This is a genomic window from Jezberella montanilacus (genome assembly GCF_003003055.1).
GTDB lineage: Bacteria > Pseudomonadota > Gammaproteobacteria > Burkholderiales > Burkholderiaceae_B > Zwartia > Zwartia montanilacus.
Window position 1 is genome coordinate 23,966 of sequence record NZ_PVTV01000014.1, and the last position, 23,697, is coordinate 47,662.

The 23,697-nt window shown below is 52.0% G+C and carries 23 protein-coding genes; 17 read left to right on the forward strand and 6 right to left on the reverse strand.

The window, feature by feature from the left end; genetic code table 11:
- Positions 1-8: 8 nt before the first annotated feature.
- Positions 9-1,034: an LLM class flavin-dependent oxidoreductase gene (locus tag BCM14_RS09455; protein WP_106227787.1), complete on the forward strand. Its 1,026-nt coding sequence runs from the start codon at positions 9-11 to the stop codon at positions 1,032-1,034.
- 21 nt (positions 1,035-1,055) lie between these two features.
- On the opposite strand, the gene BCM14_RS09460 is transcribed toward BCM14_RS09455, so the two are convergent.
- On the reverse strand, positions 1,056-2,309 hold the full coding sequence (locus BCM14_RS09460) for a class I SAM-dependent methyltransferase (RefSeq protein ID WP_106228008.1): 1,254 nt from the start codon (positions 2,307-2,309) through the stop codon (positions 1,056-1,058).
- 173 nt (positions 2,310-2,482) lie between these two features.
- Between BCM14_RS09460 and BCM14_RS09465 the strand changes: the two genes are divergently transcribed.
- From BCM14_RS09465 to BCM14_RS09535, 15 genes are all read left to right on the forward strand, one after another.
- On the forward strand, positions 2,483-3,673 hold the full coding sequence (locus BCM14_RS09465; protein WP_445972073.1) for a multidrug effflux MFS transporter: 1,191 nt from the start codon (positions 2,483-2,485) through the stop codon (positions 3,671-3,673).
- A gap of 56 nt (positions 3,674-3,729) precedes the next feature.
- Positions 3,730-3,966 carry a 50S ribosomal protein L28 gene (gene rpmB, locus BCM14_RS09470; RefSeq protein WP_106227788.1) on the forward strand — a complete coding sequence of 79 codons (237 nt, stop codon included), beginning with the start codon at positions 3,730-3,732 and terminating at the stop codon, positions 3,964-3,966.
- A gap of 11 nt (positions 3,967-3,977) precedes the next feature.
- On the forward strand, positions 3,978-4,145 hold the full coding sequence (gene rpmG, locus BCM14_RS09475) for a 50S ribosomal protein L33 (RefSeq protein WP_003810296.1): 168 nt from the start codon (positions 3,978-3,980) through the stop codon (positions 4,143-4,145).
- Positions 4,146-4,243: 98 nt separating this feature from the next.
- Positions 4,244-6,904 (forward strand): leucine--tRNA ligase, encoded by a 2,661-nt coding sequence (leuS, locus tag BCM14_RS09480; RefSeq protein WP_106227789.1) that lies wholly within the window; start codon positions 4,244-4,246, stop codon positions 6,902-6,904.
- A 32-nt stretch (positions 6,905-6,936) separates the two neighbouring features.
- The gene (locus tag BCM14_RS09485; protein WP_106227790.1) at positions 6,937-7,611 is read left to right on the forward strand and encodes an LPS-assembly lipoprotein LptE; all 675 of its coding nucleotides are present in this window, start codon (positions 6,937-6,939) and stop codon (positions 7,609-7,611) included.
- A 7-nt stretch (positions 7,612-7,618) separates the two neighbouring features.
- The gene (holA, locus tag BCM14_RS09490) at positions 7,619-8,662 is read left to right on the forward strand and encodes a DNA polymerase III subunit delta (RefSeq protein WP_106227791.1); all 1,044 of its coding nucleotides are present in this window, start codon (positions 7,619-7,621) and stop codon (positions 8,660-8,662) included.
- 3 nt (positions 8,663-8,665) lie between these two features.
- Positions 8,666-9,925, forward strand: coding sequence for a glutamate-5-semialdehyde dehydrogenase (locus BCM14_RS09495; protein WP_106227792.1), 1,260 nt, complete (start codon positions 8,666-8,668; stop codon positions 9,923-9,925).
- A 30-nt stretch (positions 9,926-9,955) separates the two neighbouring features.
- Entirely contained in the window at positions 9,956-10,381 is a 426-nt protein-coding gene (locus tag BCM14_RS09500; protein ID WP_106227793.1) for a CopD family protein, read from the forward strand.
- A gap of 16 nt (positions 10,382-10,397) precedes the next feature.
- Complete coding sequence (locus tag BCM14_RS09505; protein ID WP_106227794.1) at positions 10,398-11,891, forward strand: THUMP domain-containing class I SAM-dependent RNA methyltransferase; 1,494 nt, start codon at positions 10,398-10,400, stop codon at positions 11,889-11,891.
- A 104-nt stretch (positions 11,892-11,995) separates the two neighbouring features.
- Entirely contained in the window at positions 11,996-12,181 is a 186-nt protein-coding gene (locus BCM14_RS09510; RefSeq protein WP_106227795.1) for a hypothetical protein, read from the forward strand.
- Positions 12,182-12,242: 61 nt separating this feature from the next.
- Positions 12,243-12,761, forward strand: a complete 519-nt coding sequence (locus BCM14_RS09515; RefSeq protein WP_106227796.1) for an RDD family protein — start codon at positions 12,243-12,245, stop codon at positions 12,759-12,761.
- A gap of 107 nt (positions 12,762-12,868) precedes the next feature.
- Positions 12,869-14,557: an acetate--CoA ligase gene (locus BCM14_RS09520; protein ID WP_106227797.1), complete on the forward strand. Its 1,689-nt coding sequence runs from the start codon at positions 12,869-12,871 to the stop codon at positions 14,555-14,557.
- 87 nt (positions 14,558-14,644) lie between these two features.
- On the forward strand, positions 14,645-15,166 hold the full coding sequence (locus tag BCM14_RS09525) for a gamma carbonic anhydrase family protein (protein ID WP_106227798.1): 522 nt from the start codon (positions 14,645-14,647) through the stop codon (positions 15,164-15,166).
- A gap of 8 nt (positions 15,167-15,174) precedes the next feature.
- Entirely contained in the window at positions 15,175-16,086 is a 912-nt protein-coding gene (gene hslO / locus BCM14_RS09530) for an Hsp33 family molecular chaperone HslO (protein ID WP_106227799.1), read from the forward strand.
- A gap of 65 nt (positions 16,087-16,151) precedes the next feature.
- Entirely contained in the window at positions 16,152-17,123 is a 972-nt protein-coding gene (locus BCM14_RS09535) for a Bug family tripartite tricarboxylate transporter substrate binding protein (RefSeq protein WP_106227800.1), read from the forward strand.
- On the opposite strand, the gene BCM14_RS09540 is transcribed toward BCM14_RS09535, so the two are convergent.
- Positions 17,124-18,575 (reverse strand): N-acyl-D-amino-acid deacylase family protein, encoded by a 1,452-nt coding sequence (locus BCM14_RS09540; RefSeq protein ID WP_106227801.1) that lies wholly within the window; start codon positions 18,573-18,575, stop codon positions 17,124-17,126.
- A gap of 127 nt (positions 18,576-18,702) precedes the next feature.
- On the opposite strand from BCM14_RS09540, the gene BCM14_RS09545 reads away from it, so the two are divergent.
- Positions 18,703-19,419 carry a TadE/TadG family type IV pilus assembly protein gene (locus tag BCM14_RS09545; RefSeq protein ID WP_106227802.1) on the forward strand — a complete coding sequence of 239 codons (717 nt, stop codon included), beginning with the start codon at positions 18,703-18,705 and terminating at the stop codon, positions 19,417-19,419.
- 23 nt (positions 19,420-19,442) lie between these two features.
- Here BCM14_RS09545 and ftsB read toward each other — a convergent pair whose 3' ends face one another.
- Genes ftsB through pyrG form a run of 4 tightly spaced genes read right to left on the reverse strand, consistent with a single transcriptional unit; the run spans position 19,443 to position 23,633 of the window.
- Entirely contained in the window at positions 19,443-19,787 is a 345-nt protein-coding gene (ftsB, locus tag BCM14_RS09550; RefSeq protein ID WP_106227803.1) for a cell division protein FtsB, read from the reverse strand.
- Positions 19,788-19,807: 20 nt separating this feature from the next.
- The gene (gene eno, locus BCM14_RS09555) at positions 19,808-21,094 is read right to left on the reverse strand and encodes a phosphopyruvate hydratase (RefSeq protein ID WP_106227804.1); all 1,287 of its coding nucleotides are present in this window, start codon (positions 21,092-21,094) and stop codon (positions 19,808-19,810) included.
- Positions 21,095-21,123: 29 nt separating this feature from the next.
- A complete protein-coding gene (gene kdsA, locus BCM14_RS09560) occupies positions 21,124-21,984 on the reverse strand; it encodes a 3-deoxy-8-phosphooctulonate synthase (protein WP_259673531.1) in 861 nt (286 codons plus the stop codon).
- The gene (gene pyrG / locus BCM14_RS09565; RefSeq protein WP_106227806.1) at positions 21,981-23,633 is read right to left on the reverse strand and encodes a CTP synthase; all 1,653 of its coding nucleotides are present in this window, start codon (positions 23,631-23,633) and stop codon (positions 21,981-21,983) included. Before pyrG ends, kdsA begins: the two co-directional genes overlap by 4 nt.
- Between the last annotated feature and the right edge of the window lie 64 nt (positions 23,634-23,697).

Sequence of the window (23,697 nt, forward strand, 5' to 3'; positions counted from 1 at the left end):
TAAACAATATGAGTATCCCTTATTCCATTTTGGACATTTCCCCTATCCCTCAAGGGGGTAGCGCAGCCGATGCGTTAAATAATTCGCGCGATCTGGCGCAACATGCCGAAAAATGGGGCTACACCCGCTACTGGCTTGCAGAGCACCATAACATGATAGGCAACGCCAGTTCAGCGACGGCAGTCGTGATCGGGCATGTGGCGGCTGGCACTAAAACCATTCGAGTGGGTTCGGGCGGGATCATGCTGCCTAATCACGCGCCACTGGTCATCGCTGAGCAGTTTGGTACCCTTGCCTCGCTATTTCCCGGCCGGATAGAACTGGGACTTGGACGTGCCCCAGGGACGGATTATCAGACAGCTCAGGCACTCAGACGCGATATGCAGGGCAGCTCAGATCAGTTTCCTCAAGATGTGCAGGAGCTCAAGCACTACTTTGGTGACATCCAACCGGGCCAGCATGTCAAAGCAATACCCGGTGCTGGCACACATGTGCCCCTCTGGATTCTCGGCTCGAGCACCTATGGCGCACAAGTCGCGGCTCATTTTGGCTTGCCCTATGCTTTTGCGTCACACTTCGCACCCGAGCAGTTAATGGATGCGCTGTACGCATACCGTGCCTTGTTCAAACCATCAGATCAGCTGGCAAAACCTCACGCCACTGTGCTGACCAATGTTGTCGCAGCCGACACGGACGAAGAAGCCTGGCACTTATTCACAACGGTTCAACAACAATTCACCCGCATGCGGCGCAACACGCGGGGTCAATTGCCTCCGCCGATTGATGACATCGAAAGTTTCTGGACACCTCAGGAAAAAATCTCAGTCATGCAAACCTTGTCTTGCGCAGTCGTCGGCTCTCGTGCAAGCGTCGAACAAGGTCTGCAGGCGCTGGTAGACAAAACCGGGGCGAACGAGCTCATGCTTGCCGGGCAGATCTTCGATCACCAGGCGCGACTTCGCTCCTTTGAAATCGCATCGCAGGCGATGCTGAACGTAAAAGCCAACCCAGAGCAAGTATTAGAAACCGTTTAAATCCTGATAATTTTCAAAGACTTAGCTGTAGATGTAATCACGTCGCCAGGGATAAGCCTGGTCACGTGGCATATCCAGCTCATCAGAACGTCCTGTCGCTAAATGCTGACCGACGATCTGATGAAGTGAGACCCAACCTTGTTCAAAGGCTAGCGCGCAACCCGCCAAATAAATACGATATGCCTTAATCGCACGTTGCCCTCGCTCACCGGGCAGCACGATTGCTGCGGCGTCAAGCTGTTGCTCAAGAGAATCGCTCCAGGCCCAAAGTGTTCGAGCATAGTGAGGCCGCAAATTTTCAACGTCCAGCGGCTCTATCCCTCCATCAGTCATATGGGCCAGTACATGACCGATGTGACACAGTTCGCCACCGGGAAATATGTAGCGCTCGATAAAGTCGCCCATGCCGTGCCCAATCATTGGATTATCTGGCGTGGCTGCAGTGATCCCGTGATTCAAAATCAGGCCACCCGGCCTAAGCAAGGCTTTCAGCTGAGCGAAGTAGCGGGTCATGTTCGCGCGACCAACGTGTTCAAACATGCCAACTGATGAAATCTTGTCAAAAGGCTGGGCCGGATTAAGCTCGCGGTAATCCAACAAGTGAACCCTGACCCGACCGCTCAGACCCTTTCGTTCGATCAATTTATTCACGTAGGCGTATTGATTTTTGGAGAGAGTGATGCCCGTCGCATCCACCCCATAATTTTCTGCTGCCCAAAGTAGCAACGCACCCCATCCGGAACCTACATCCAGATACCGCTCGCCTGGTCTCAACTTTAATTTGCGACAAATCAGATCAAGCTTAGCCTCTTGGGCTTGAGCCAAGGTCAGATGAGGTGCCCGGTAATAAGCACATGAATAGACGCGCCGCGGATCAAGCCAGAGCTGATAAAACTCGTCAGACAAATCGTAGTGAAACTGGATCTGCTTGGCATCACGTTCTATCGAATGACGCGCAGCCGAGATAAAACGATCGATGATATGCCCAAACCAAGACGCCTTCGCATCAAGTGCGGGATTATTTGGTAACAGGGCAATAGCAGCTGCCATCACTTCGCGCATTGAGCCCTCGATATCGCAGCGGCCTTCGACAAAATCAGCCGCGATGAAGCCCACATCGCCAGCGGCCAAATCCATCAAGACTTTTTTTTCTTTAGCGTGCAACTTAAGGGGAGCACTGAGATCACCAAGTTGCATCCCGTCGGGCATCACCAGACAGAGTTTGACTGGTAACGATGCGAGTTTTTCAGCAATAGCGTGAACGAACGGATTCAAACCAATGTCTCCCAGAACAGTTCCAGAGTACGTCAGAAGCAGCTGCAAAACGACATCTCACTAAATTTATAAGATTTTTCATCAAAAAGAAATATTTACCTTGCAATTCAATGAAATTCGGTGAGACGGTTCTGAGCGATAATGCCCACCACCTTACTGATCCCGGACTCGATATGACTTCAAAGCTGGCGCCTGCATACATGCCAGGCTGGCTGATTTTGATGGGTGCACTTACTGCCATTGCACCTGTCTCGATTGATATGTATCTGCCGACTTTTCATTTAATCGCGCAGGATTTTCAGGTGTCTTCCGGAGATGTTGAACGCACGCTGGCGATCTACCTGTTCGGTATGGCGATCTCGCAATTGTTGTATGGCCCTCTGGCAGACCGTTTCGGACGCAAGCCACCACTGTTGGGGGGGCTCACGCTCTACATTCTCGCTTCAATCGGCTGCGCCTTAGCGCCAAACATCCAGGTATTAACGCTTTGTCGGCTGTTTCAGGCAATGGGTGGGGCCGCTGGATTGGTAATCCCGCGTGCCGTGATCCGGGATCATTACGACACTCAACAGGCTGCACGAGCGCTATCGCTGCTCATGCTCATCATGGGAGTCGCCCCGATTCTGGCGCCCATCATGGGCGGTCAATTGCTCGACCTCGTGGGATGGCGCGGTATTTTTGGTGCCATGGTGTTGGGTTCTGTGGCTTTGATTTTGACTGTCACCCGGGTGATGACTGAATCACTTAACCCGAAAAATATTACATCGCTTCACCTTGCTACGATTTTCAGAACTTACATCAACTTGCTGTCATCACCTCGTTTTGTGGCCTTCGCCGTGTCTGGCGGGATGATTTCGGCCGCTATGTTTAGCTATATCGCCAGTTCACCCAGAATATTTATCCAGCATTTTAATGTGGCACCCCAGCACTACGGGATGTTGTTCGGTTTGAACGCAGTTTGTCTCATCATTGGCTCACAGATCAGCGCCAGGTTACTGAAAACTCGCTCGCCCATCAGTATTTTGCCGCTGGCCTTGACCGGTGCGGCCGTGGCGGGTGTGACAGCACTCATATTGACGCTCACTGGCTTAATCACTCTGCCGTTGCTGATGGTTTGTTTGATGACCTTTATGTTTTCGATGGGATTCGTTGGCCCTAACTCTGCAGCCATGGCCTTAGCCGATCAAGGGAAACATCTGGGGTCAGCTTCCGCGATGCTCGGTACCTTACAGATGTTCTGTGGGGCAATCGCGGGCGCCACCGTGAGCTTATTGCCCTGGGAAGGTCCTCTGCCGCTCGTACTGATGTTGGCTACATGCACCAGTTTAGGGTGGTCAATTGGCCTAATTGCCAGAAGGACTTGATTATCAGATGGTTTCCGTAATAGAATACAAGGCTAACTGTATAAAGAGGTGCAATCATGGCACGCGTTTGCCAAGTAACCGGTAAAGCCCCAATGGTGGGCAACAATGTTTCTCACGCTAACAACAAAACAAAGCGTCGTTTTCTGCCTAACCTGCAGTCACGTCGTTTCTGGGTTGAGAGCGAAAACCGCTGGGTGCGCCTGCGCGTATCCACTAACGCCCTGCGTACGATTGATAAGCTCGGCATTGATGCCGTGTTGGTCGATCTGCGTGCCCGTGGCGAAATCGCCTAAAGGAGCAGATCATGGCAAAAGGTATCCGCGAAAAAATCAAGCTCGAGTCAACAGCTGGCACGGGTCATTTCTACACCACGACAAAAAACAAACGCAACATGCCCGAGAAGATGCTGATCAAGAAATTTGATCCGGTCGCTCGCAAGCACGTTGACTACAAAGAGACCAAACTGAAGTAATTCAGCGCTCTCCAGTTTACAGTTGCTGTATTGCACTGCCTGACAACCCCGCTTGATGCGGGGTTGTTCGTTTAATCGATTTTTATTGGCACATCTCCATGCAGGATCGCTACCAGCCTACCGTTGTTGAAATCGCCGCACACACTAACTGGGATGCCAGAGACGCCTACCGCGTCACTGAGTATGCCAAGGACGCCGCGGGGCAACTCAAGCCTAAATTCTACGCATGCTCAATGCTGCCCTACCCCAGCGGCAAGCTTCATATGGGTCATGTGCGCAACTACACCATTAACGACATGATGGCCAGGCAATTGCGCATGCGGGGCTACAACGTACTCATGCCTATGGGTTGGGATGCGTTTGGCATGCCTGCTGAAAACGCTGCGATCAAATCCAAGACGCCCCCTGCCAAATGGACCTACGAGAACATCGCTTACATGAAAAAGCAGATGAAAGCGATGGGCCTGGCTATTGATTGGTCACGCGAAATGGCTGCTTGCGATCCCAGCTATTACAAGTGGAATCAATGGCTCTTTTTAAAGATGCTCGAAAAGGGTATCGCCTATCGTAAAACACAGGTCGTCAACTGGGATCCCGTCGACAACACGGTTCTCGCTAATGAGCAAGTCATAGACGGTCGGGGCTGGCGCTCAGGTGCTCTGGTTGAGAAGCGGGAGATCCCTGGCTACTACCTGCGCATTACCGATTACGCCACCGATCTGCTCGATCAAGTCAAATCTGGCCTGGATGGCTGGCCAGAGCGGGTTCGTGCCATGCAAGAGAACTGGATTGGCAAAAGTGAAGGGGTTCGCTTTGCCTTTACACACGAGATTAAACAAGACGGCGGTGGCGAGATTCAGGATGGCAAACTGTTTGTCTTCACGACCCGCCCGGATACGATTATGGGTGTAACTTTTTGTGCGGTGGCCCCTGAGCACCCGATTGCGCAGCACGCCGCAAAAACACAACCTGCAGTCGCTGATTTCATCGAACTCTGTAAACAAGGCGGCACGACCGAAGCCGAGCTTGCTACGCGCGAAAAAGAAGGCCTCGATACTGGTTTGTTTGTTACCCACCCGATTACCGGCGCTGCGATTCCAGTATGGGTCGGTAATTACGTGCTGATGAGTTACGGTGATGGTGCTGTGATGGGCGTGCCTGCTCATGACGAACGCGACTTCGCCTTTGCCAATAAATATAATTTGCCAATAAAACAAGTCGTTCAAGTTGGCGATCACGCATTTAACGCGAAAGTCTGGTCAGACTGGTATGCCGATAAGCAAACCGGTAGATTGGTGAACTCTGTCCCCTACGATGGCTTGTCTTCTGCCCAAGCGTTCGATGCCATTGCTCAAAAACTAGCCGAACTGGGTGTCGGTACCCGCCAAACTACGTGGCGTTTGCGCGACTGGGGAATCTCTCGCCAACGTTATTGGGGCACCCCAATCCCGATTATTCACTGCGCAGACTGCGGCCCTGTTCCGGTCCCCGAGGCTGACCTGCCTGTGGTGTTGCCAGACGATCTCATTCCGGATGGCAGTGGCAATCCCTTGACCAAACACGAAGATTTTCTGTCGTGCCACTGCCCAAGTTGCGGCAAACCGGCCAGGCGTGAAACCGACACAATGGATACCTTTGTCGACTCGTCGTGGTACTTCATGCGTTACACATCCCCCGGCAACGACCAGGCCATGGTGGATGCTCGCAATGATTACTGGATGCCGATGGATCAGTACATCGGTGGCATCGAGCACGCTGTGTTGCACTTGCTCTACGCGCGATTCTGGACCAAGGTCATGAAGGATCTCGGTCTGGTCAAGTTTGACGAGCCTTTTACCAAGCTGCTCTGTCAGGGCATGGTGCTTAATCACATTTATTCAGCCAAAACAGAAAACGGCGGTCTTGAGTATTTCTGGCCTGAAGAAGTCGAAAACACTTACGATTCAAAAGGTGCAATTACCGGTGCCACACTTAAAACCAATGGGCGTACCATCACCTATGGCGGTGTGGGCACGATGTCCAAGTCGAAAAACAACGGCGTCGACCCGCAATCTCTTATTGATACCCAAGGTGCGGATACCGCGCGTCTGTTTGTGATGTTCACCAGCCCGCCTGAGCAAACGCTCGAGTGGTCGGATTCTGGGGTCGAGGGATCAAACAGATTTCTACGTCGTCTGTGGGCGCTTTGCTTTAAGCTCAAAGACACCGTGGCACGAGGCGCGTCGAGCAAGGCGCCTGAATGGGCTGATGCCCCAGCTGACATCAAAAAGCTGCGTGTCGAGATTTATTCTTTGCTCAAGCAGGCTGACTACGACTATCAGCGTATTCAGTACAACACTGTTGTTTCTGCCTGCATGAAAATGCTCAATGCACTGGATGACGCCAGCTTCACGACGTCAGCCTATGCCGATGCTGCGATGGCCGAGTCCCTGGGTATCCTGATAAGGGTTTTGTACCCAGTGGTTCCTCACGTCACGTGGACGCTCTGGGCAGAGCTCGGTTATGCAAACCAATACGGTGACCTGCTCGACGCGCCGTGGCCTCAAGTCGACGAGGCCGCGCTGGTCACTGACGAAATAGACATGGTTTTGCAAGTCAACGGTAAACTACGAGGTACGTTAAATATTGAGCGCAAAGCGACCAAAGAGCAAATCGAGCAAATCGCGCTGGGGCACGAGGCGGTGATTCGTCATCTTGAAGGTCGAGCGCCCAAACGCGTAATCGTAGTGCCCGGTAAACTTGTCAACGTGGTAGGTTAAGCTACCTCGGTGATACCCCAAAGGACCACCTGATGTTTGATTTGTCGAAATCAATACCCCTGACAAGACCACTAGGCCTGGCGGCATCGTTGTTGCTTTCGTTAACGTTAACTGCTTGCGGTTTTCGTCTGGCAGGCGAGAGCCCCCTTCCCTTTGCAAGCCTTTATATCGGCGTTCAAGAAAACAGCAAGTTCGGTTCAGATATGCGCCGGGCTTTCGCTGCAACATCGCCCAAAACACGGATAGAAGAAAATCCAACGCTTGCAGAGGCACAACTGCAACAAATCGCTTATAGCAAAACCATGAGAGAAGTGTCGCTTAACTCTCTTGGTCAGGTGCAGGAATACGAATTGACACTGGTCATCGTCATGCAATTGACCGATGGCAAAGGTCAGATCATCATGCCGGCCGAAGAATTTTTGAGTGTGCGCGACGTTCCTTACGATCCGAATGTGATTCAAGCCAAAGAAGGGGAGATTGCCACCATTTTCAAAGACATGGAAAGAGGGACGATTAGTCGCATCGTGCGTCGTGTGACCTCTGCCGAAGTCATTGAACGAGCTGAACGATTGGCGGCTACCGATTCGACTGACTTGTCAGGCGAGCCCGCCCAAGTTGCCCGTCCTATCAAAGGCCCTGCGCAACAGTTGCCCGAGGCTGTTCAGCGGTCGCAAATGATGCCTACCCCTACTGCGATTCAAAAGTAAGTAGGCTGTGGACGCCGAGCGGACTCTCAGAAATCTCGATAAACCTGATGCACGCCTGAGTGCACTGTTTGTAGTGACGGGCGACGATCCTTTGCTGACCATTGAGGCGAGTGACACGATTCGCCATGCTGCCCGCAAGGCTGGTTACACGGACAGAAAATCGCTTGTCATGGATGCCCGCAGTGATTGGGGGGAAGTTGCGTTAACGACTCAGAGCGGCTCACTGTTTGGTGATAAAACCTTGCTCGAGATATCGATCCCGACAGGCAAGCCAGGCAAGACGGGTGCAGAAACGCTGATGAGTTTGGCACAAACTTGCCGCGGGGTGACCGACTCGGATGTGCTGACCATCGTCGCCCTACCCCGCCTTGACAGAGCCACTCGCGAAACCAAGTGGGCACAGCAGTTATTTACTTCGTCTACCCTGCTCGATTTACCGAATGTCGAGCGAAATCACTTGCCGCAATGGATAGCTGAGCGCCTAAGCCGACAAAGACAAAGCGTAACGGCAGACGTACTGCAATGGCTAGCCGACAAAGTTGAAGGCAATTTGTTGGCGGCCCACCAAGAGATCTTGAAACTTGCTTTGCTGTTCCCTGAGGGTGAACTTGAGGCGAGCGATGTAGAACAAGCTGTCATGAATGTGGCACGCTACGATGTGTTCGGGCTTCGAGATGCGATGCTCGCCGGCGATGTCGAAAGAATGCTTCGCACGATGGCTGGTTTAAAAGCTGAAGGTGAGGCCTTGCCCCTAGTCTTATGGGCCATCGGAGAAGAAATCCGGTCGCTGGCCCGTGTTGCACAAGCTGGCGCGCTTGGGCAAGACACATCTGGCATACTGAGGTCATTAAGGATCTTTGGTGCCCATGAACGCTTAGCGCGTCAAGCTATCGCGAGAGTATCGCCGAACAGTTGGCCTGCGGCGGTTCAACATGCGCATGAAGTTGATCGCCTGATCAAAGGAATCCAGGTTGCTGGTCGTCTGCATGACCCGTGGGAAGAAATGACGCGGCTCGCCATGCGAGTGACAGTGGGCTCAAGTAATAGGTAAAACATGATATCCATCAAAGAACACATGCACACAATGGGGCGTCAGGCCAGAGAAGCCTCACGCACGCTACTGAAAACCAGCAGCCAGCAAAAAAATGATGCGCTGTTGGCTATGGCGGATGGCCTGGAAGACAGCCGACTCGCCCTGAAAGCCGCCAATGAGATCGATCTTGAAGCTGGCAAAGCCAAGTCATTGCCGGCGCCATTGCTTGACCGACTGACACTATCAGACAAGACGATAGACACCATGAGCGCGGGTCTGCGCCAGATCGCCGAGTTGCCCGATCCCGTGGGCAGTCTGACCGCAAGCACGATTCGTCCCAACGGCATGCGCGTCGGTCAGATGCGTGTACCGATTGGTGTCATCGGCATCATTTACGAATCTCGTCCCAACGTCACGATTGACGCTGCTGCACTCTGCTTAAAATCCGGCAACGCGTCTATTTTGCGTGGCGGTAGCGAGGCGCTGAACTCTAACCTGGCACTGAGTCTGATCGTTAGAAGAGGCCTGCAGAAGGCCGGTCTGCCCTCCCATACAGTACAAATCGTCGAAACGGCAGATCGAGATGCAGTGGGCGAACTGATCACGATGACTGAACACATCGATGTGATTATCCCAAGAGGGGGCAAAAGCCTGATCAGCCGACTCGCCGAACAGGCCCGAGTACCAATGATCAAGCATCTCGATGGCAACTGCCACGTTTATGTCGATCAGCACGCCGATCTGATCCAGGCCGGTGACATTGCCTTCAATGCCAAAACCTACCGCTACGGTGTATGCGGCTCGATGGAGACCCTACTGGTTCACGAAGCCGTCGCCGTCGCATTGCTGCCTGTGCTGGGTAAAAGGTTCACGGACCACGGCGTCACCATTCGTGGATGTGACCGGACCAGACAACTTATTACCCAGGCAGAAGTGGCAACAACCGAAGACTGGGGCACTGAGTACTTGGGCCCTATTCTGGCGGTTAAAGTCGTCGATAGCCTTGGGGCTGCTATCTCTCATATTGCAACGTATGGCTCTGGCCATACAGATTCAATCGTGACAAAGAATATTTCAGCGGCTGAACAGTTTCAACGCGAAGTTGACTCCAGTTCAGTCTATGTGAATTTGCCGACCTGTTTCGCCGATGGCTTTGAATATGGTCTTGGTGCCGAGATCGGCATCTCTACCAACCGCTTGCATGCTCGTGGGCCTGTCGGTCTGGAAGGACTCACCACCTTGAAATGGGTGCTTGAAGGTCATGGTCAACTGAGACTGTGATCCGTTATCTTATTGAGGATTGAACAAATCATGGCCTGGGTCAAAACGTTTCATATTGTCTTTGTTGCATCCTGGTTCGCCGGCTTGTTTTATCTGCCCAGGATATACGTCAACCTTGCGCAAGCGCAGGACGAGGCCTGCCTCCAAACGCTCGTCGGGATGGCTCGTAGGCTCTACCGCTTTATGACTATTCTAGCTATCCCCGCGCTAGTGCTGGGTCTATGGCTATTTCTGGAGCATTACGGTGTAGGCACGGGGCCAGGTAACTACTGGATGCACGCCAAACTGCTTTTTGTCTTGTTAGTGCTCGGCTATCACCACGCCTGCGGGATCCTGTTGCGTAAATTCGAAGCAGGGATGAACAAACGTTCGCATGTCTTCTACAGGTGGTTTAACGAAGTGCCAGTCATTCTTTTAATCGTGGTGACCGCGCTAGTCGTGGTCAAGCCATTTTGAAGACGACAAAACAACCATGACATCCCAGGGCAAAACGCTGACGCTTAAAGCAAAACCAAAAGCGAGCGATTCAAAGTCGGATTCAAAAGCTGATTCGCGCACAAAACCTAAAACCCGCCTTGGCGCTCGTGCCAGGCAGGTAGCGCAATTAACCCTCGAAAAAGAGAAGCAAAATCGTTTTAAGCAAGTCAACCAGCCGGTTGAAACCTTCGCACAAACGCCTATTGAGCGACCTGACGATCGTAACAAACGTGGCAACCCGAGACGTGATCAAGCTGATCGACCAACCGATCGAATCGCTCGGACAGATCGAATTCAACTAATCGAAAGAGCACCGATTTTGCAAACCGCAGAAACCTTTGCTGCCTTCGCGCCCTGCCCGGTGGGTTTAGAAACGGTGCTCGCTGACGAACTCGACGCGCTAGGTTTCAATCATGTGCAGCCCACTCGCGCAGGCTGTCATTTCGAATGTGATTGGCTGGGCGTACAGAGAGCCAATCTTTACTCTCGGCTCGCCACACGCATCTTAGTCAGGGTCGGACAAGCACCGGTTACTCATGAAGACGACATTCTCGAATTAGCGCAGTCAGTGCCTTGGGAACGCTGGCTCGGGGCCGAACACACGCTGCGTGTAGATACCTCTGCCGTCAGAAGCCCAATGCAAAGCCTGCAATACTGTAATTTACGCGCCAAAGACGGGATTTGCGACCGGCTGCGAGAGCTCGAAGGCGAGCGCCCGTCTATTGATACCGTCAGACCTGACGCACGGGTACATCTTTTCTTGTCTGAAGATACTGCAACGCTCTATCTTGATACCTCTGGTGAGTCCTTATTTAAGCGCGGGTGGCGCTTTGATAAAGGCGAAGCTCCCTTGCGCGAAAATTTAGCAGCTGGCATTCTGGCGTTGTCAGGCTGGGATCCTGCCGCAGCGCTACTGGATCCCTTCTGCGGGAGCGGCACGGTGCTGATTGAAGCAGCCTGGATTGCGCTGGGTGTGCCGCCAGGCATTTCGCGCCCTTTTGGCTTTGAACGACTTCGTGATCACGACACCCGTCAATGGGATGATCTGAAAGCAGACGCTCAAGCAAATATATTGCCAGAGCTTGATGCACCGCTCATCGGTATAGATGTTGATCCTGAAGCGATTGAAGCGGCAGAGCGCAACGCCGAACGCGCTTACCTGACACCTGACACCATTCGATTTGAAGTCGGTGACGCTCGGGATGCAGTGGCCCCGGCGCCATCCGGATGGCTCGTGACCAATCCCCCCTATGGCGATAGACTGGACGAACAGGACCTCGAATTTTGGCGCGAATGGTCTGCCAACCTCAAAAGCGAGTTCACTGATTGGCAGGTTAGCGTCATTACCTCTGATCACGAGCTTCCTAAACATATGCGTCTGAAACCGTTACGTCGCTATCCCCTCTTTAACGGAGCACTGGATTGTCGTTTATTCAGCTTTGAACTGGTCGCACACAGCTATAGAAAGGACCTTGAAGCGAGCGAATAAGTTGCTGCGTCGCAACACAAGATTAGTTACTGCTCGATAGGGCTTGTTATTGTCTAGGGTTTTCCCTATAATAGGGTTAACCCTAGACAACTAAGGAAGCCATCATGACTTTTAATTCAGATACCCGTTTAACCGACACCCTCGAGCGCGAAATCCTGGCTCAGGCTCTGGATAACCAATACAACTACAGCCCAATGCGCTCAATCCAAAAACTGGTCAGCAAAATGATCAAGTTAAGAGAGAAAGGCCTGATTGCACGTGGCAATGCGTCAATTAGCCAGATGTTGTAAAACATCGCTCTAAAGAGCGATGTAACAAACTTGGGGTTGAAAGTGCGGGATAATACCCGTGATGAACGCTACTTCTAAAGATTTTTCTGCGCTTGTGCCTCAGGCACCGCCTCGATCCAGACGCTTCGCGGCAATGATGTACGAAGGCGTTTTGCTTTTTGGTCCCGTATTCGTTGCTGATTACGCGTTTGACAGCCTGACGCAAAGTCGCAATGGTCTCACCTTATTGTCTGTGAGACAAATTTTTCTCTTTATTGTTATTGGGCTTTACTTCTTGACCTGTTGGAAACGCAGCGGTCAGACCTTGCCCATGAAAGCCTGGAATATCAGGCTGGTGACCAGCGCTAGCGGGCGACCGAGCACAGCACAAATGCTGCTGCGTTACGCTTTAATGTGGATTCTTCCCCTCATTACGTTTCTAACGATCAAAGGCTTGTTCTACCTCACAGGTTGGCCAGGAACGCTAATTTTATTTGTGTCGGCGCCTTTTACTAACCTGATCCCGACTTGGTTTACCCAAGGACAGCAATTTTTGCACGATAGGCTGGCAGGCACCGCCTTAATTGAAGTAAATCGCTGAAAACGAATAAGTAAAAACCCTATATTTGGGGATCCTCAGCTAGGCGGTGGTTGCATCAAAACCATCCCTGAGCCATGCTATGGGGATTATGTCTTTGCACCAGCAGAATGTCTGATCAATACGCCCATTTTTACGACTCCTTCCGTTGGCTAGTCCCGGCTAACCTGAATATTGCAGTCGAATGTTGCCATCGTTGGGCTCAAAGCACAGCGCATGCTCGGCAGATCGCCATTTTTTTCGAGGATGAGGCCAGCCAGAGAGAAATCTGGACTTACGAGCGTCTATCCCAGACTGCCAATCAGCTATCCAATGGTTTGACCCGAATGGGTGTTAAACGGGGAGATCGGGTTGCTGTCGTGTTAGGGCAGCGACCAGAGAATGTGGTTGCTCACATGGCGATCTATAGCCTGGGCGCTATTGCCTTGCCTCTGTCCAACCTGTTCGGCCCAGAAGCCCTCGAACAAAGGATCAAGGATGCTGAGGCACGGGTTGCAATTTTTGATGACACGTCCAGTGTGAACGTACTGGCAGCGCTACCTCGATGCACCGCGCTGAAGCAACTAATTGGTATAAACGTACAGGATGAGCGGGTGTTGCATTGGCGCAGTTTGCTGATTCGACAACCAACTGAGTTCAAACCGGTTCAAACGAAATCTAGCGATCCAGCGATTCTGCTCTACACCTCGGGTACAACAGGGGCTCCCAAGGGTGCGCTCTTGCCACATAGCGTTCTAATCGGCAATTTACCTGGCTTCGTTGCCTCGCAAAACTGGTTCCCACAACCAGGCGACGTTTTTTGGTCGCCCGCCGATTGGGCTTGGACAGGTGGCCTGATGGATGCGCTCTTGCCAACGCTCTATTTTGGTCAGTCTATCGTGGGAACGCGAGGTCGCTTCAGCGCAGAGCGTGCTTTTGAAATCATGGAACGCTACCGGGTCACCAACACCTTTCTGTTTCCTACCGCTCTAAAAATGATGATGAAAGCAGTACCAGAGCCTCACAATCGTTATCGTTTGGTCCTCAGAGCCATCATGAGCGCTGGCGAAAGTGTCGGCGAGACCGTGTTTTCATGGTGCCAGCAGGCGCTGAACATTACACCAAACGAGATGTTTGGTCAGACCGAGATGAATTATCTTGTTGGGAATAGCCACGAGAAATGGCCTGCAAAGCCAGGCAGTATGGGACGACCTTACCCTGGGCATCGAGTTGCGGTGATTGATGAATCTGGTCAAGTCTGTGCCGTCGGTGAAATAGGCGACGTCGCACTTAACCGTGCAGATATTCACGGCCACCCAGACCCTATCCTGTTTCTGGGTTATTGGCGCAATGAAGTCGCCACGACCGAGAAATTTACTGGCGACTGGTGTCGCACCGGGGATCTGGCAAAAATGGATGCGGAGGGCTACCTCTGGTACGCTGGACGGGCTGATGATGTATTTAAGTCCTCAGGCTATCGTATCGGACCTGGTGAAATTGAAAACTGCCTGCTAGAGCACCCTGCCGTCGCCAACGTTGCCGTGGTGCCCAAGCCCGACGAAGAACGTGGTGCGGTCGTGAAAGCATTTGTGGTTCTGACGGGTGAATATCAAAATCAAGCGAAACAAGCGATCACTGAAGCGCTGCAACAACATGTCAGCACTCGCTTGGCGCCCTACGAATATCCAAAAGAAATCGAATACATTGCTGAGCTTCCGATGACAACCACGGGCAAAATCCAGCGCCGTGTGTTGAGGCAACTCGAAGAAGGCCGTGTCAACCCCCAGAAAGCCGGCAGTCGAAAAGCCAAGTTCACTTGATCCTTTTAATGACTGTTGTTGCCTTGTCCGCAGAGCGCAGTCGAGCGAGTAAAATCGGTCAACTAGTTAACTGGCAGGTATGATTCGATGGCACTTTATCAATTGGGCGACCTCGCTCCACAAATTCATCCCACCGCTTTGGTGTTTGACTCGGCTGACCTGATCGGCGATGTGGTGATTGAAGAGGGTGCCAGTATCTGGCCCAATGTCAGTATCCGTGGTGACAATACGCGAATTCTGGTCGGAGCCCAAAGTAACGTACAAGAAGGTAGCGTCTTACATTCTGATGCAGGTGTGCCGCTGACCATTGCTCCGCGTGTCACGATTGGTCATCAAGCCATGTTGCATGGCTGCGTCATTGAAACTGGGACGCTGATCGGCATGCAAGCCATCATTCTGAATCATGCCAAAATTGGTAAAAATTGTTTGATCGGTGCTGGGGCGATTGTGCCCGAAGGTCGTGAAATCCCCGATGGCAGTTTGGTGATTGGTGTCGGCAAAATTGTCCGCACTATCTCTGCCGAAGAGATTGAAGGCATTCAGAAAAACATCATGAACTACGCTCAACGCGCGCAGATGTATCTCAAACAACTCAAGCGTATCGGTTGAGCCGTTTTATGACAGACGTAATCAAAAAATACTTGTTCGAAGACAGAAGTGTGCGTATCGAAAGTGTGCATCTCACCGATACATGGCTGGCAGCTCAAGCTCACCACGACTACCCGCGAGCGGTAGCCAGTTTGCTCGGTGAGTTAGTCGCTGCAGCGGTGTTACTGGCTACGAACCTAAAATTTGACGGATCGCTCTTGCTGCAAATACAAGGTGATGGTGCGATCGCGTTGATGGTAGCAGAGTGCCGTGCAGATCTGAGTGTGCGCGCGACGGTCAAACTGCGCGATCAACCGTTACCCGATTCAGGTGACCTGCAGACACTGCTCAATCCCCACGGAGGCGCTCGATTTATTGTGGTGCTCGACCCACCAAGAAACACGCCCGGCAGACAAGCTTATCAGGGTATTGTCCCGCTTGAAGGCGACCGCATCAGTGAGGCGCTCGAGCAATATATGATTCGCTCAGAACAATTGCACACCAAAATCTGGTTGTCGGCTGATCGGCAAAAATGTGCTGGGCTATTGTTACAAAAAATGCCGATTACCGGTGGTAACGCGCTAACCAGTGAAGCGGCCGCTGAGCAATCATGGGAACGCGCCACGGCACTTAGCAACACATTAACCAGCCAAGAGCTGCTTGAAACTCAGCAAGATACGATGATTCATCGCTTGTTCTGGGAAGAGACCTTGCTCGGTTTCGAGGCACAGCCCATTACCTGGAAGTGCTCATGCACCCGCGAGCGCGTCATTGATATGCTGAAAATGCTGGGACAAACAGAGGTTGACGACATCCTGACTGAGCAGGGCAAAATTGAAGTTGCCTGCGAGTTTTGTGGCAAACCTTATCTCTTCGATGCAATTGATGCGACGAGTCTGTTTCAAGCCGTAACCGTTGCGGATAATAAAACACTGCACTGAAATCGCTGGTCGTCTGAGCCTGAAAAGTAAGCTCATCCTATTGAATTCAAGCCTTGAGGGGTGCCATGCCTAGTAAATCCGGTTTCAAATCGACCCTTATCGGGTTTGCGATATTTCTGAGTTCGATCGTCCACGCAGCATATCCGGATAAACCCATTAAAGTCATTGTCCCATCCGCTGCGGGGGGTGCTGCAGATGTATTGGTTCGTACACTCACGAATCAAATGTCAGTCGACTTAGGCGTGCCTTTTATCGTTGAGAACAAACCGGGTGGGTCTTATGTCATTGGCACAATGGAGGCCGTGCGTGCTGCGCCCGACGGTTACACCTTACTTTACGCAAACGCTGTTTCGCTTGCGACCAATAGCTCGCTGATCAAAAACATCCCTTACCGCATCGATACCGATCTCACCATGATAGGTAATGCGCTGAGGGTGGTGAATTTATTGGTGGTCAATAACGATGTGCCTGTCAAAAATGTACAAGAGCTGATTGCTTATGCAAAGCAATACCCAGGTAAATTAGCTTATGGTTCAGAGGGTAATGGCACGACTTCTCATCTGGGCATGGAGCTCTTTAAATCCATGGCGGGTATCGACATGGTTCACGTGCCATACAAGGCCGCAACGAACGCAGTCACAGATTTGCTTGGTGGCAATATCCAAGTACTGATGATCAACGCTCCGAGCACAGCCAGTCATGTTGAAGCAGGCAGGATGCGAGCCTTGGGCGTATCAAGCAAAGTTAGATCAGCGAGTTTCGCGGATATTCCTACTATCGCGGAGCAAGGAGTCACAGGCTTCGAGTTCACGGCTTGGGGTGGTCTCGTGGGCCCAGCGAATTTGCCGAAAGATATTGTTGACAAGCTCAACACTGCCATGAGAAAAGCGCTCACCAACCCAGAACTCCTGGCGAAATTCAAAGCAACTGGATCCGAGGCGGAACCGAGCTCACCTGAAGCGTTTCGCCAGATGTCGATCAGTGAAACCGCAAAGTGGGCTGCGGTTGTCAAACAGTCAGGCGCTAAGGTCGATTAGTTAACGCTCGTAACGCAGTACTCGGCCTGGTCGCTTACCAGTTGGGGAGCCATCCTGCCAGACGATCGAGCCGTTAACCATCACGGTATCAATCCCGATAGCGGGCGCAATTGGTTTCGCAAAGGTTGCGCCCTCATCGATCGTCTCGGGATCAAGCAAGGTCAAATCCGCATACCCACCCTCGCGTATCAAGCCGCGGTCTTTTAAACCAAAATTCTTGGCCGTTAAGCCAGTCATCTTATGGATCGCTGTTTCGAGAGAAAACAAACCCAGCTTACGCCCATAATGCCCAAGCACACGAGGAAAACTGCCCCATAGCCTGGGATGCGGTGCCGCATCGTGCGGTAATCCGTCGGACCCGATCATGGTCTCATCAAACTTAAGAATGCGCTGTACATCATTGTCATCCATCATGTAATAGATTGCGCCGGCAGGAAGCAAGCGCGCCACGACTTCGTCAACTGTCCCCCCCATCTTTTCCACGATGTCGGCTAAATCCATACCCGCGTACTCAGGTAAGGTTTCAGACCACGTGACGGTGACACGAGTCGCGTTCTTAACGCGATGCGCCGACAGAATAGTGGACGAAGCCGGGTAGGGATAGCAATCCAGACAGATCTTCTGACTCTTCATGTGTTGTGAGATGAAATCAAGCGTCTCGGCTGAGCGTCCGTAGTTTTTGACACCAACAACCTTGTGGTGGGAAATCACAACCGGTACATCTAGCTCGCGCCCAATCCTGAAAGTCTCCGTCAACGACTGAATGATGTTGTCCGCCTCGTCACGCATGTGAGTACAGTAAACACCGCCCAGTTCACGCATGGGCTCACAAATCGCAATCACTTCCTCAGTCGGCGCAGCGATTGCAGGCTCGTAATAGAGCCCCGTCGACACACCAATTGCACCCGCCTCTAAAGCCTCTTGAACCAGATCACGCATCGCTTTGATCTCGGTCGCGCTCGCTGGTGCTTCTAAATCAGTCATCGTCGCGACCCGTAACGTGGTGTGACCAACCAACATCGCGCAATTAGTGGCGGCAGGTTGATCACTCAAGGCTTTGACGTAGCTGGCAAAATCTTTGAATCGAAACCATTCACCATCACCATCCAACAAATTCAACGGTGGGGTGACGGGGTCTGGTATGGTTCGAGGCATAGGCGCCAACGAGATGCCGCAATTGCCACCTACGATGGTTGTAATGCCCTGACTGACTTTGGGCGCCATGTCGCCACCAGAAAGCATCAAACGATCGTCATGGGTATGAGCGTCAATAAACCCCGGTGCAATCACTTTATTGTCTGCATCAATCTCGGTTTTGCCCGTTGCCTGTGACAAATCACCCACTTTGACAATGCGCTCACCGTTGACCCCCACATCAGCTCGAAACCTGGGGGCACCGCTACCATCCACCACCCAACCATTGCGGATTAATAAGTCAAATTGTTCAGCCATGTTGGTGTCCCCCGGTTAATTGTTTAAGCGTCGATTATTGCGTATTTTTGCTAATCGATCACGACATTCAAAACAAGCACACTGGCAAACCTATCGACTTATGCAGCATTGCTCAGCAGGTTAAAACATGACTTCAGGATCGCAACGACAAAGATATTGGCTCGGGCTCAACCGTCGCGCTTTTCGGCAACGCGGGGCAAGTTTTGTAGAGTTCACGATTGTTGCCATCCCGCTATTCTTTTTGGGTGCTCTGGGGATAGAGCTAATTCGTTTTAACCAGACTCGGCTGATGATCATGGTTGCGTTAAGCGAGGCGATGCGTACTTGCATCACTCGCCATAACAATCCAGCGCTGACACTCGCCACGTTCGAGCAAGCTCTGCTGCCACTTTTTGCTCCCGCAGGCAGGCATGCCACGATTAAAGACAGGCAACGTGACGTGATGCGGTCGCTTCAGCTCCAAACAGGTTTAGCGCCTTGGCGTATGGTTCATCTTTCGCCCAACCCAAAGGACTTTGCTGATTTTGCGCACCCGATTTTGACTCGGCGCAACGGTCGCGCCACGATCCGAAATAGCTATCTTCTCGAACAGCATCAAGACAAGATTCGAGCGGGATGGCAAAACGGCCAAGGGCCGCACTCAGGTCACGACGCCTTTGAGGCGAATACAGTCTGGTTGCAAGTCACGTATCTGCATAAACCTCTGACGCCGGGCGTCGGCTTAGTCATGAAAACGCTCATGAAGTCAAACGACACGTACATCGCAAACGGCTACAAAAACGGGTTAGTTGCTATTCAGGTCGAGCAACGCGGCATGATGCAAAGTGACCCAATGCTTTGGTGACCTCAGCTTGTAAGCGTGGGATATTAACGATTGGGCTTTGCCGTACCGACATTGCTTGTCGCCGTATCAACAGGCTTGGTCATCGGTGGTTTGACGTTGGGTGGCAGTACTTGCACGAAAATTTCATCGCGTTTCATCATGCCAAGCTCACCTCGAGCCCTCTCTTCGGCAGCTTCCGTACCAGATTCCAAATCGCTAATCTCAGCTCTGAGAGCCTGATTTCGCAGCAATAAACCTTCATTGATGCTTTTTTGGCCTGCCAACTGCGCCTGCAGTTCTCTGACTTCGAACCAGCCGCCTCGACCCTTCCAGAGAGGATATTGAATCAAGGCGACCAGTGCCAGCAGAATAATGAAAAGCAAACGCATGTCGCTTAACCTGTCAGCAATTAACGCAGGTTATAGAAAGCTTCACGACCTGGATAGCTAGCGACTTCGGCGAGTTCTTCTTCAATGCGCAAGAGCTGGTTGTACTTAGCCATACGATCCGAGCGTGATAAAGACCCCGTTTTAATCTGCATCGCGTTCGTGGCGACTGCAATATCTGCAATAGTTGAGTCTTCGGTTTCACCCGAACGGTGTGAAACCACTGCGGTATAACCTGCACGCTTTGCCATTTCGATCGCGGCAAAGGTTTCGGTCAAGGTACCAATCTGGTTGATCTTGATCAGGATCGAGTTGGCGATGCCTTGCTGGATACCTTGCTTGAGAATCTTGGTGTTGGTGACAAACAGATCATCACCGACCAATTGAACCTTTTTACCCAGCTGATCGCTCAGCAGTTTCCAACCGTCCCAGTCATTCTCTGCCATGCCATCTTCAATCGAGATGATGGGGTATTTATCACACCACGTAGCCAGCAAATTCGTAAACTCTTGCGACGAGAGCTTAATACCACCCTCGCCTTCCAGGACATACTTGCCGTCACGATAGAACTCAGAGGCGGCGCAATCAAGACCTAAGGCGATCTGTCGGCCTGGCTCGTATCCTGCCATTTCGATTGCACGCAGAATCATTTGAATGGCGGCCTCGTGATTAGGCACATTCGGCGCAAAACCGCCTTCGTCGCCGACGGCTGTCGACATACCTTGGTCATTGATGATTTTTTTCAGTGCATGGAAAGTCTCTGCACCCATCTGCATGGCATGACGAAAGCTTGACGCACCAATAGGCAGAATCATCAGTTCTTGCATATCAAGCGTGTTGTTCGCATGCGCGCCACCGTTGATGACATTCATCATGGGAACCGGCATGCTCATCGGACCACTGCCACCAAAGTACCGATATAAAGACAGGCCAGATTCGTCAGCGGCAGCACGAGCGACCGCCATACTTGCCGCCAGAATTGCATTCGCGCCCAAACGGCCCTTAGCCTCGGTACCGTCGAGTTCAATCAAGGTACGATCCACAAAGGTTTGCTCTTGTGCATCCAAACCCATCAGCGCTTCAGAAATTTCAGTGTTGAGGTTTTCAACCGCACGCAAAACGCCCTTGCCAAGGTAGCGCTTCTTATCCCCATCGCGCAGCTCAATCGCTTCGCGCGAACCGGTCGAAGCGCCTGAGGGGACCGAGGCACGGCCCATTGCGCCCGACTCAAGCAAAACGTCGCACTCAACGGTGGGATTACCGCGCGAATCAAGAATTTCGCGTCCAATAATGTCAACAATCGAACTCATGGGATGATTTCCTGTAAGTAAAAGTGAATCTATGTCGCGTCGTTGATGGTGTTTTCAAGAAAACCCGCTTTCTTGACTACCTCGTCGATGCTGATCAACGTCGTCAGTAAATCTTTCATCGTGTGCAGCGGGACTGCATTGGGGCCGTCTGACAGGGCTTTAGACGGATTCGGATGAGTCTCCATGAAGAGCCCTGACACGCCGGCCGCCACGGCGGCTCTCGCCAAAACTGGCACAAACTCTCTTTGGCCACCGGACGACGTGCCCTGACCGCCCGGCAGTTGAACAGAATGCGTAGCATCAAACACGACTGGACAATCCGTTTCACGCATAATGGCGAGCGATCTCATATCAGAGACGAGATTGTTGTAACCAAATGATGCACCACGTTCACATACCATTAAGGTTTCAACAACCCCGGCGGCTTTGGCCGCCGCGCGCGCTTTCGTTACAACTTGCAACATATCGTGAGGCGCCAGGAACTGACCTTTTTTTATATTTACGGGCTTCCCACTTGCCGCGCATGCCTGAATGAAATCGGTCTGTCGGCACAAGAAAGCGGGCGTTTGCAGCACATCGACAGCGTTTGCTACTGCTTGAATCTGCTCCATGCTGTGGACATCCGTCAACACCGGCACACCAAGCTCTGAACGAATATCCGCCAGTATTTGCAGGCCTTCATCCATACCTGGACCGCGATAAGACGAGCCAGAACTACGATTAGCCTTATCGAACGAGCTTTTATAGATGAAAGGAATGCCCAGCGCCGAGGTGATCTCTTTGAGCAAGCCTGCCGTATCGAACGCCATTTGCCTCGACTCAATCACGCAAGGCCCGGCGATCAAAAAGAAAGGCTGATCGAGACCGATCTCGAATCCGCAGAGCTTCATGATTTGACTTGACCGGCTTGCTGTTTAGCCAAGGCAGCACGAACATAACTGGTAAACAGGGGATGACCGTCTCGCGGTGTAGAGGTGAACTCGGGATGGAACTGCACACCCACAAACCAGGGATGGTCGGGAAGCTCCATCATCTCAGGCAGATTTTCGGTTGGTGTACGCGCACTGATGACCAAACCGGCCGCTTCCAGCCTTGGCACATATACGTTATTGACCTCGTAACGATGGCGGTGACGCTCATTGACCTCATCACCGTAAATTTCATGCGCACGAGTATTGGGTTTGACAGGGCAACGCTGTGAGCCCTTTCGCATCGTACCGCCAAGGTCAGATTGCTCGTCACGCTTTTCAACTTTGCCTTCGCGATCCATCCATTCGTTGATCAGGGCCACAACAGGATGGGGTGATTCAGCGTTGAACTCTGTGCTGTTGGCGTCGACCAGACCCGCGACGTCGCGGGCAAACTCGATCACTGCCAGTTGCATACCCAGACAAATACCCAGGTAAGGGACTTGATGCTCTCGGGCAAAACGAATCGCGGCTATCTTGCCCTCAGTGCCTCGCTTACCAAAGCCACCAGGAACCAGAATCGCGTCAAAACGCTCAAGGACAGTCGTCCCATTTTGTTCAAGCTCTTCTGAATCAATGTATTCGACAATCACATTGGAGCGGGTGTGAATGCCAGCGTGGATCAATGCTTCGGTGAGTGATTTGTAGGATTCAGTCAAGTCAACGTACTTGCCCACCATCGCAATGTGAACTTCATGCGCAGGGTGCTCGAGGGCATCGACCAAACCGTCCCACATCGTCAAATCCGCTGGGGGTGCTTGTATGTGCAATGTCTCAAGAATCAAGTCATCCAAACCCTGTTTTTGCAACATAGCAGGGATTTTGTAGATAGAGTCTGCATCCCAGACAGAAATCACTGCATCAAGCGGAACGTTCGAAAACAGGGAAATCTTGGCCCGCTCTTCGTCAGGAACTGGCCTGTCGGCTCTGCAGAGCAAGGCGTGCGGGATGATGCCGATTTCACGCAGCTTCTGCACCGAATGTTGAGTTGGTTTGGTCTTTAACTCACCTGCTGATGCAATAAAAGGCAACAACGTCAAATGAATGAAGGCCGCGTTATTGCGCCCAAGGCGCAAACTCATCTGGCGGGCCGCCTCAAGAAATGGCAGAGATTCAATGTCACCTACCGTACCGCCGATTTCAACGATGGCGACATCGGTTTGCCCATCCCACGCCTGCTCGGCACCCCGCGCAATGAAATCCTGGATTTCGTTGGTGATATGAGGGATGACTTGAACCGTTTTACCCAGATAATCGCCACGGCGCTCTTTGCGTAAAACTGATTCGTAGATTTGACCTGTGGTGAAGTTGTTGGCCTTGCGCATCTTCGACGAAATGAATCGTTCGTAGTGGCCTAGATCGAGATCAGTTTCAGCACCGTCCTCGGTCACGAAGACCTCGCCGTGTTGAAAAGGGCTCATGGTGCCCGGATCAACGTTAATGTAAGGATCTAGTTTGAGCATCGTGACTTTCAGCCCACGAGACTCGAGAATCGCTGCAAGCGATGCGGCGGCTATCCCTTTACCCAAGGATGAAACCACGCCACCGGTGACAAATACGTATTTGGTCATGTCATATACGCGCCCGAGAAGAAGCGCATGCTGGAAATTTGGATTATAGCCTCGCTACAAAACT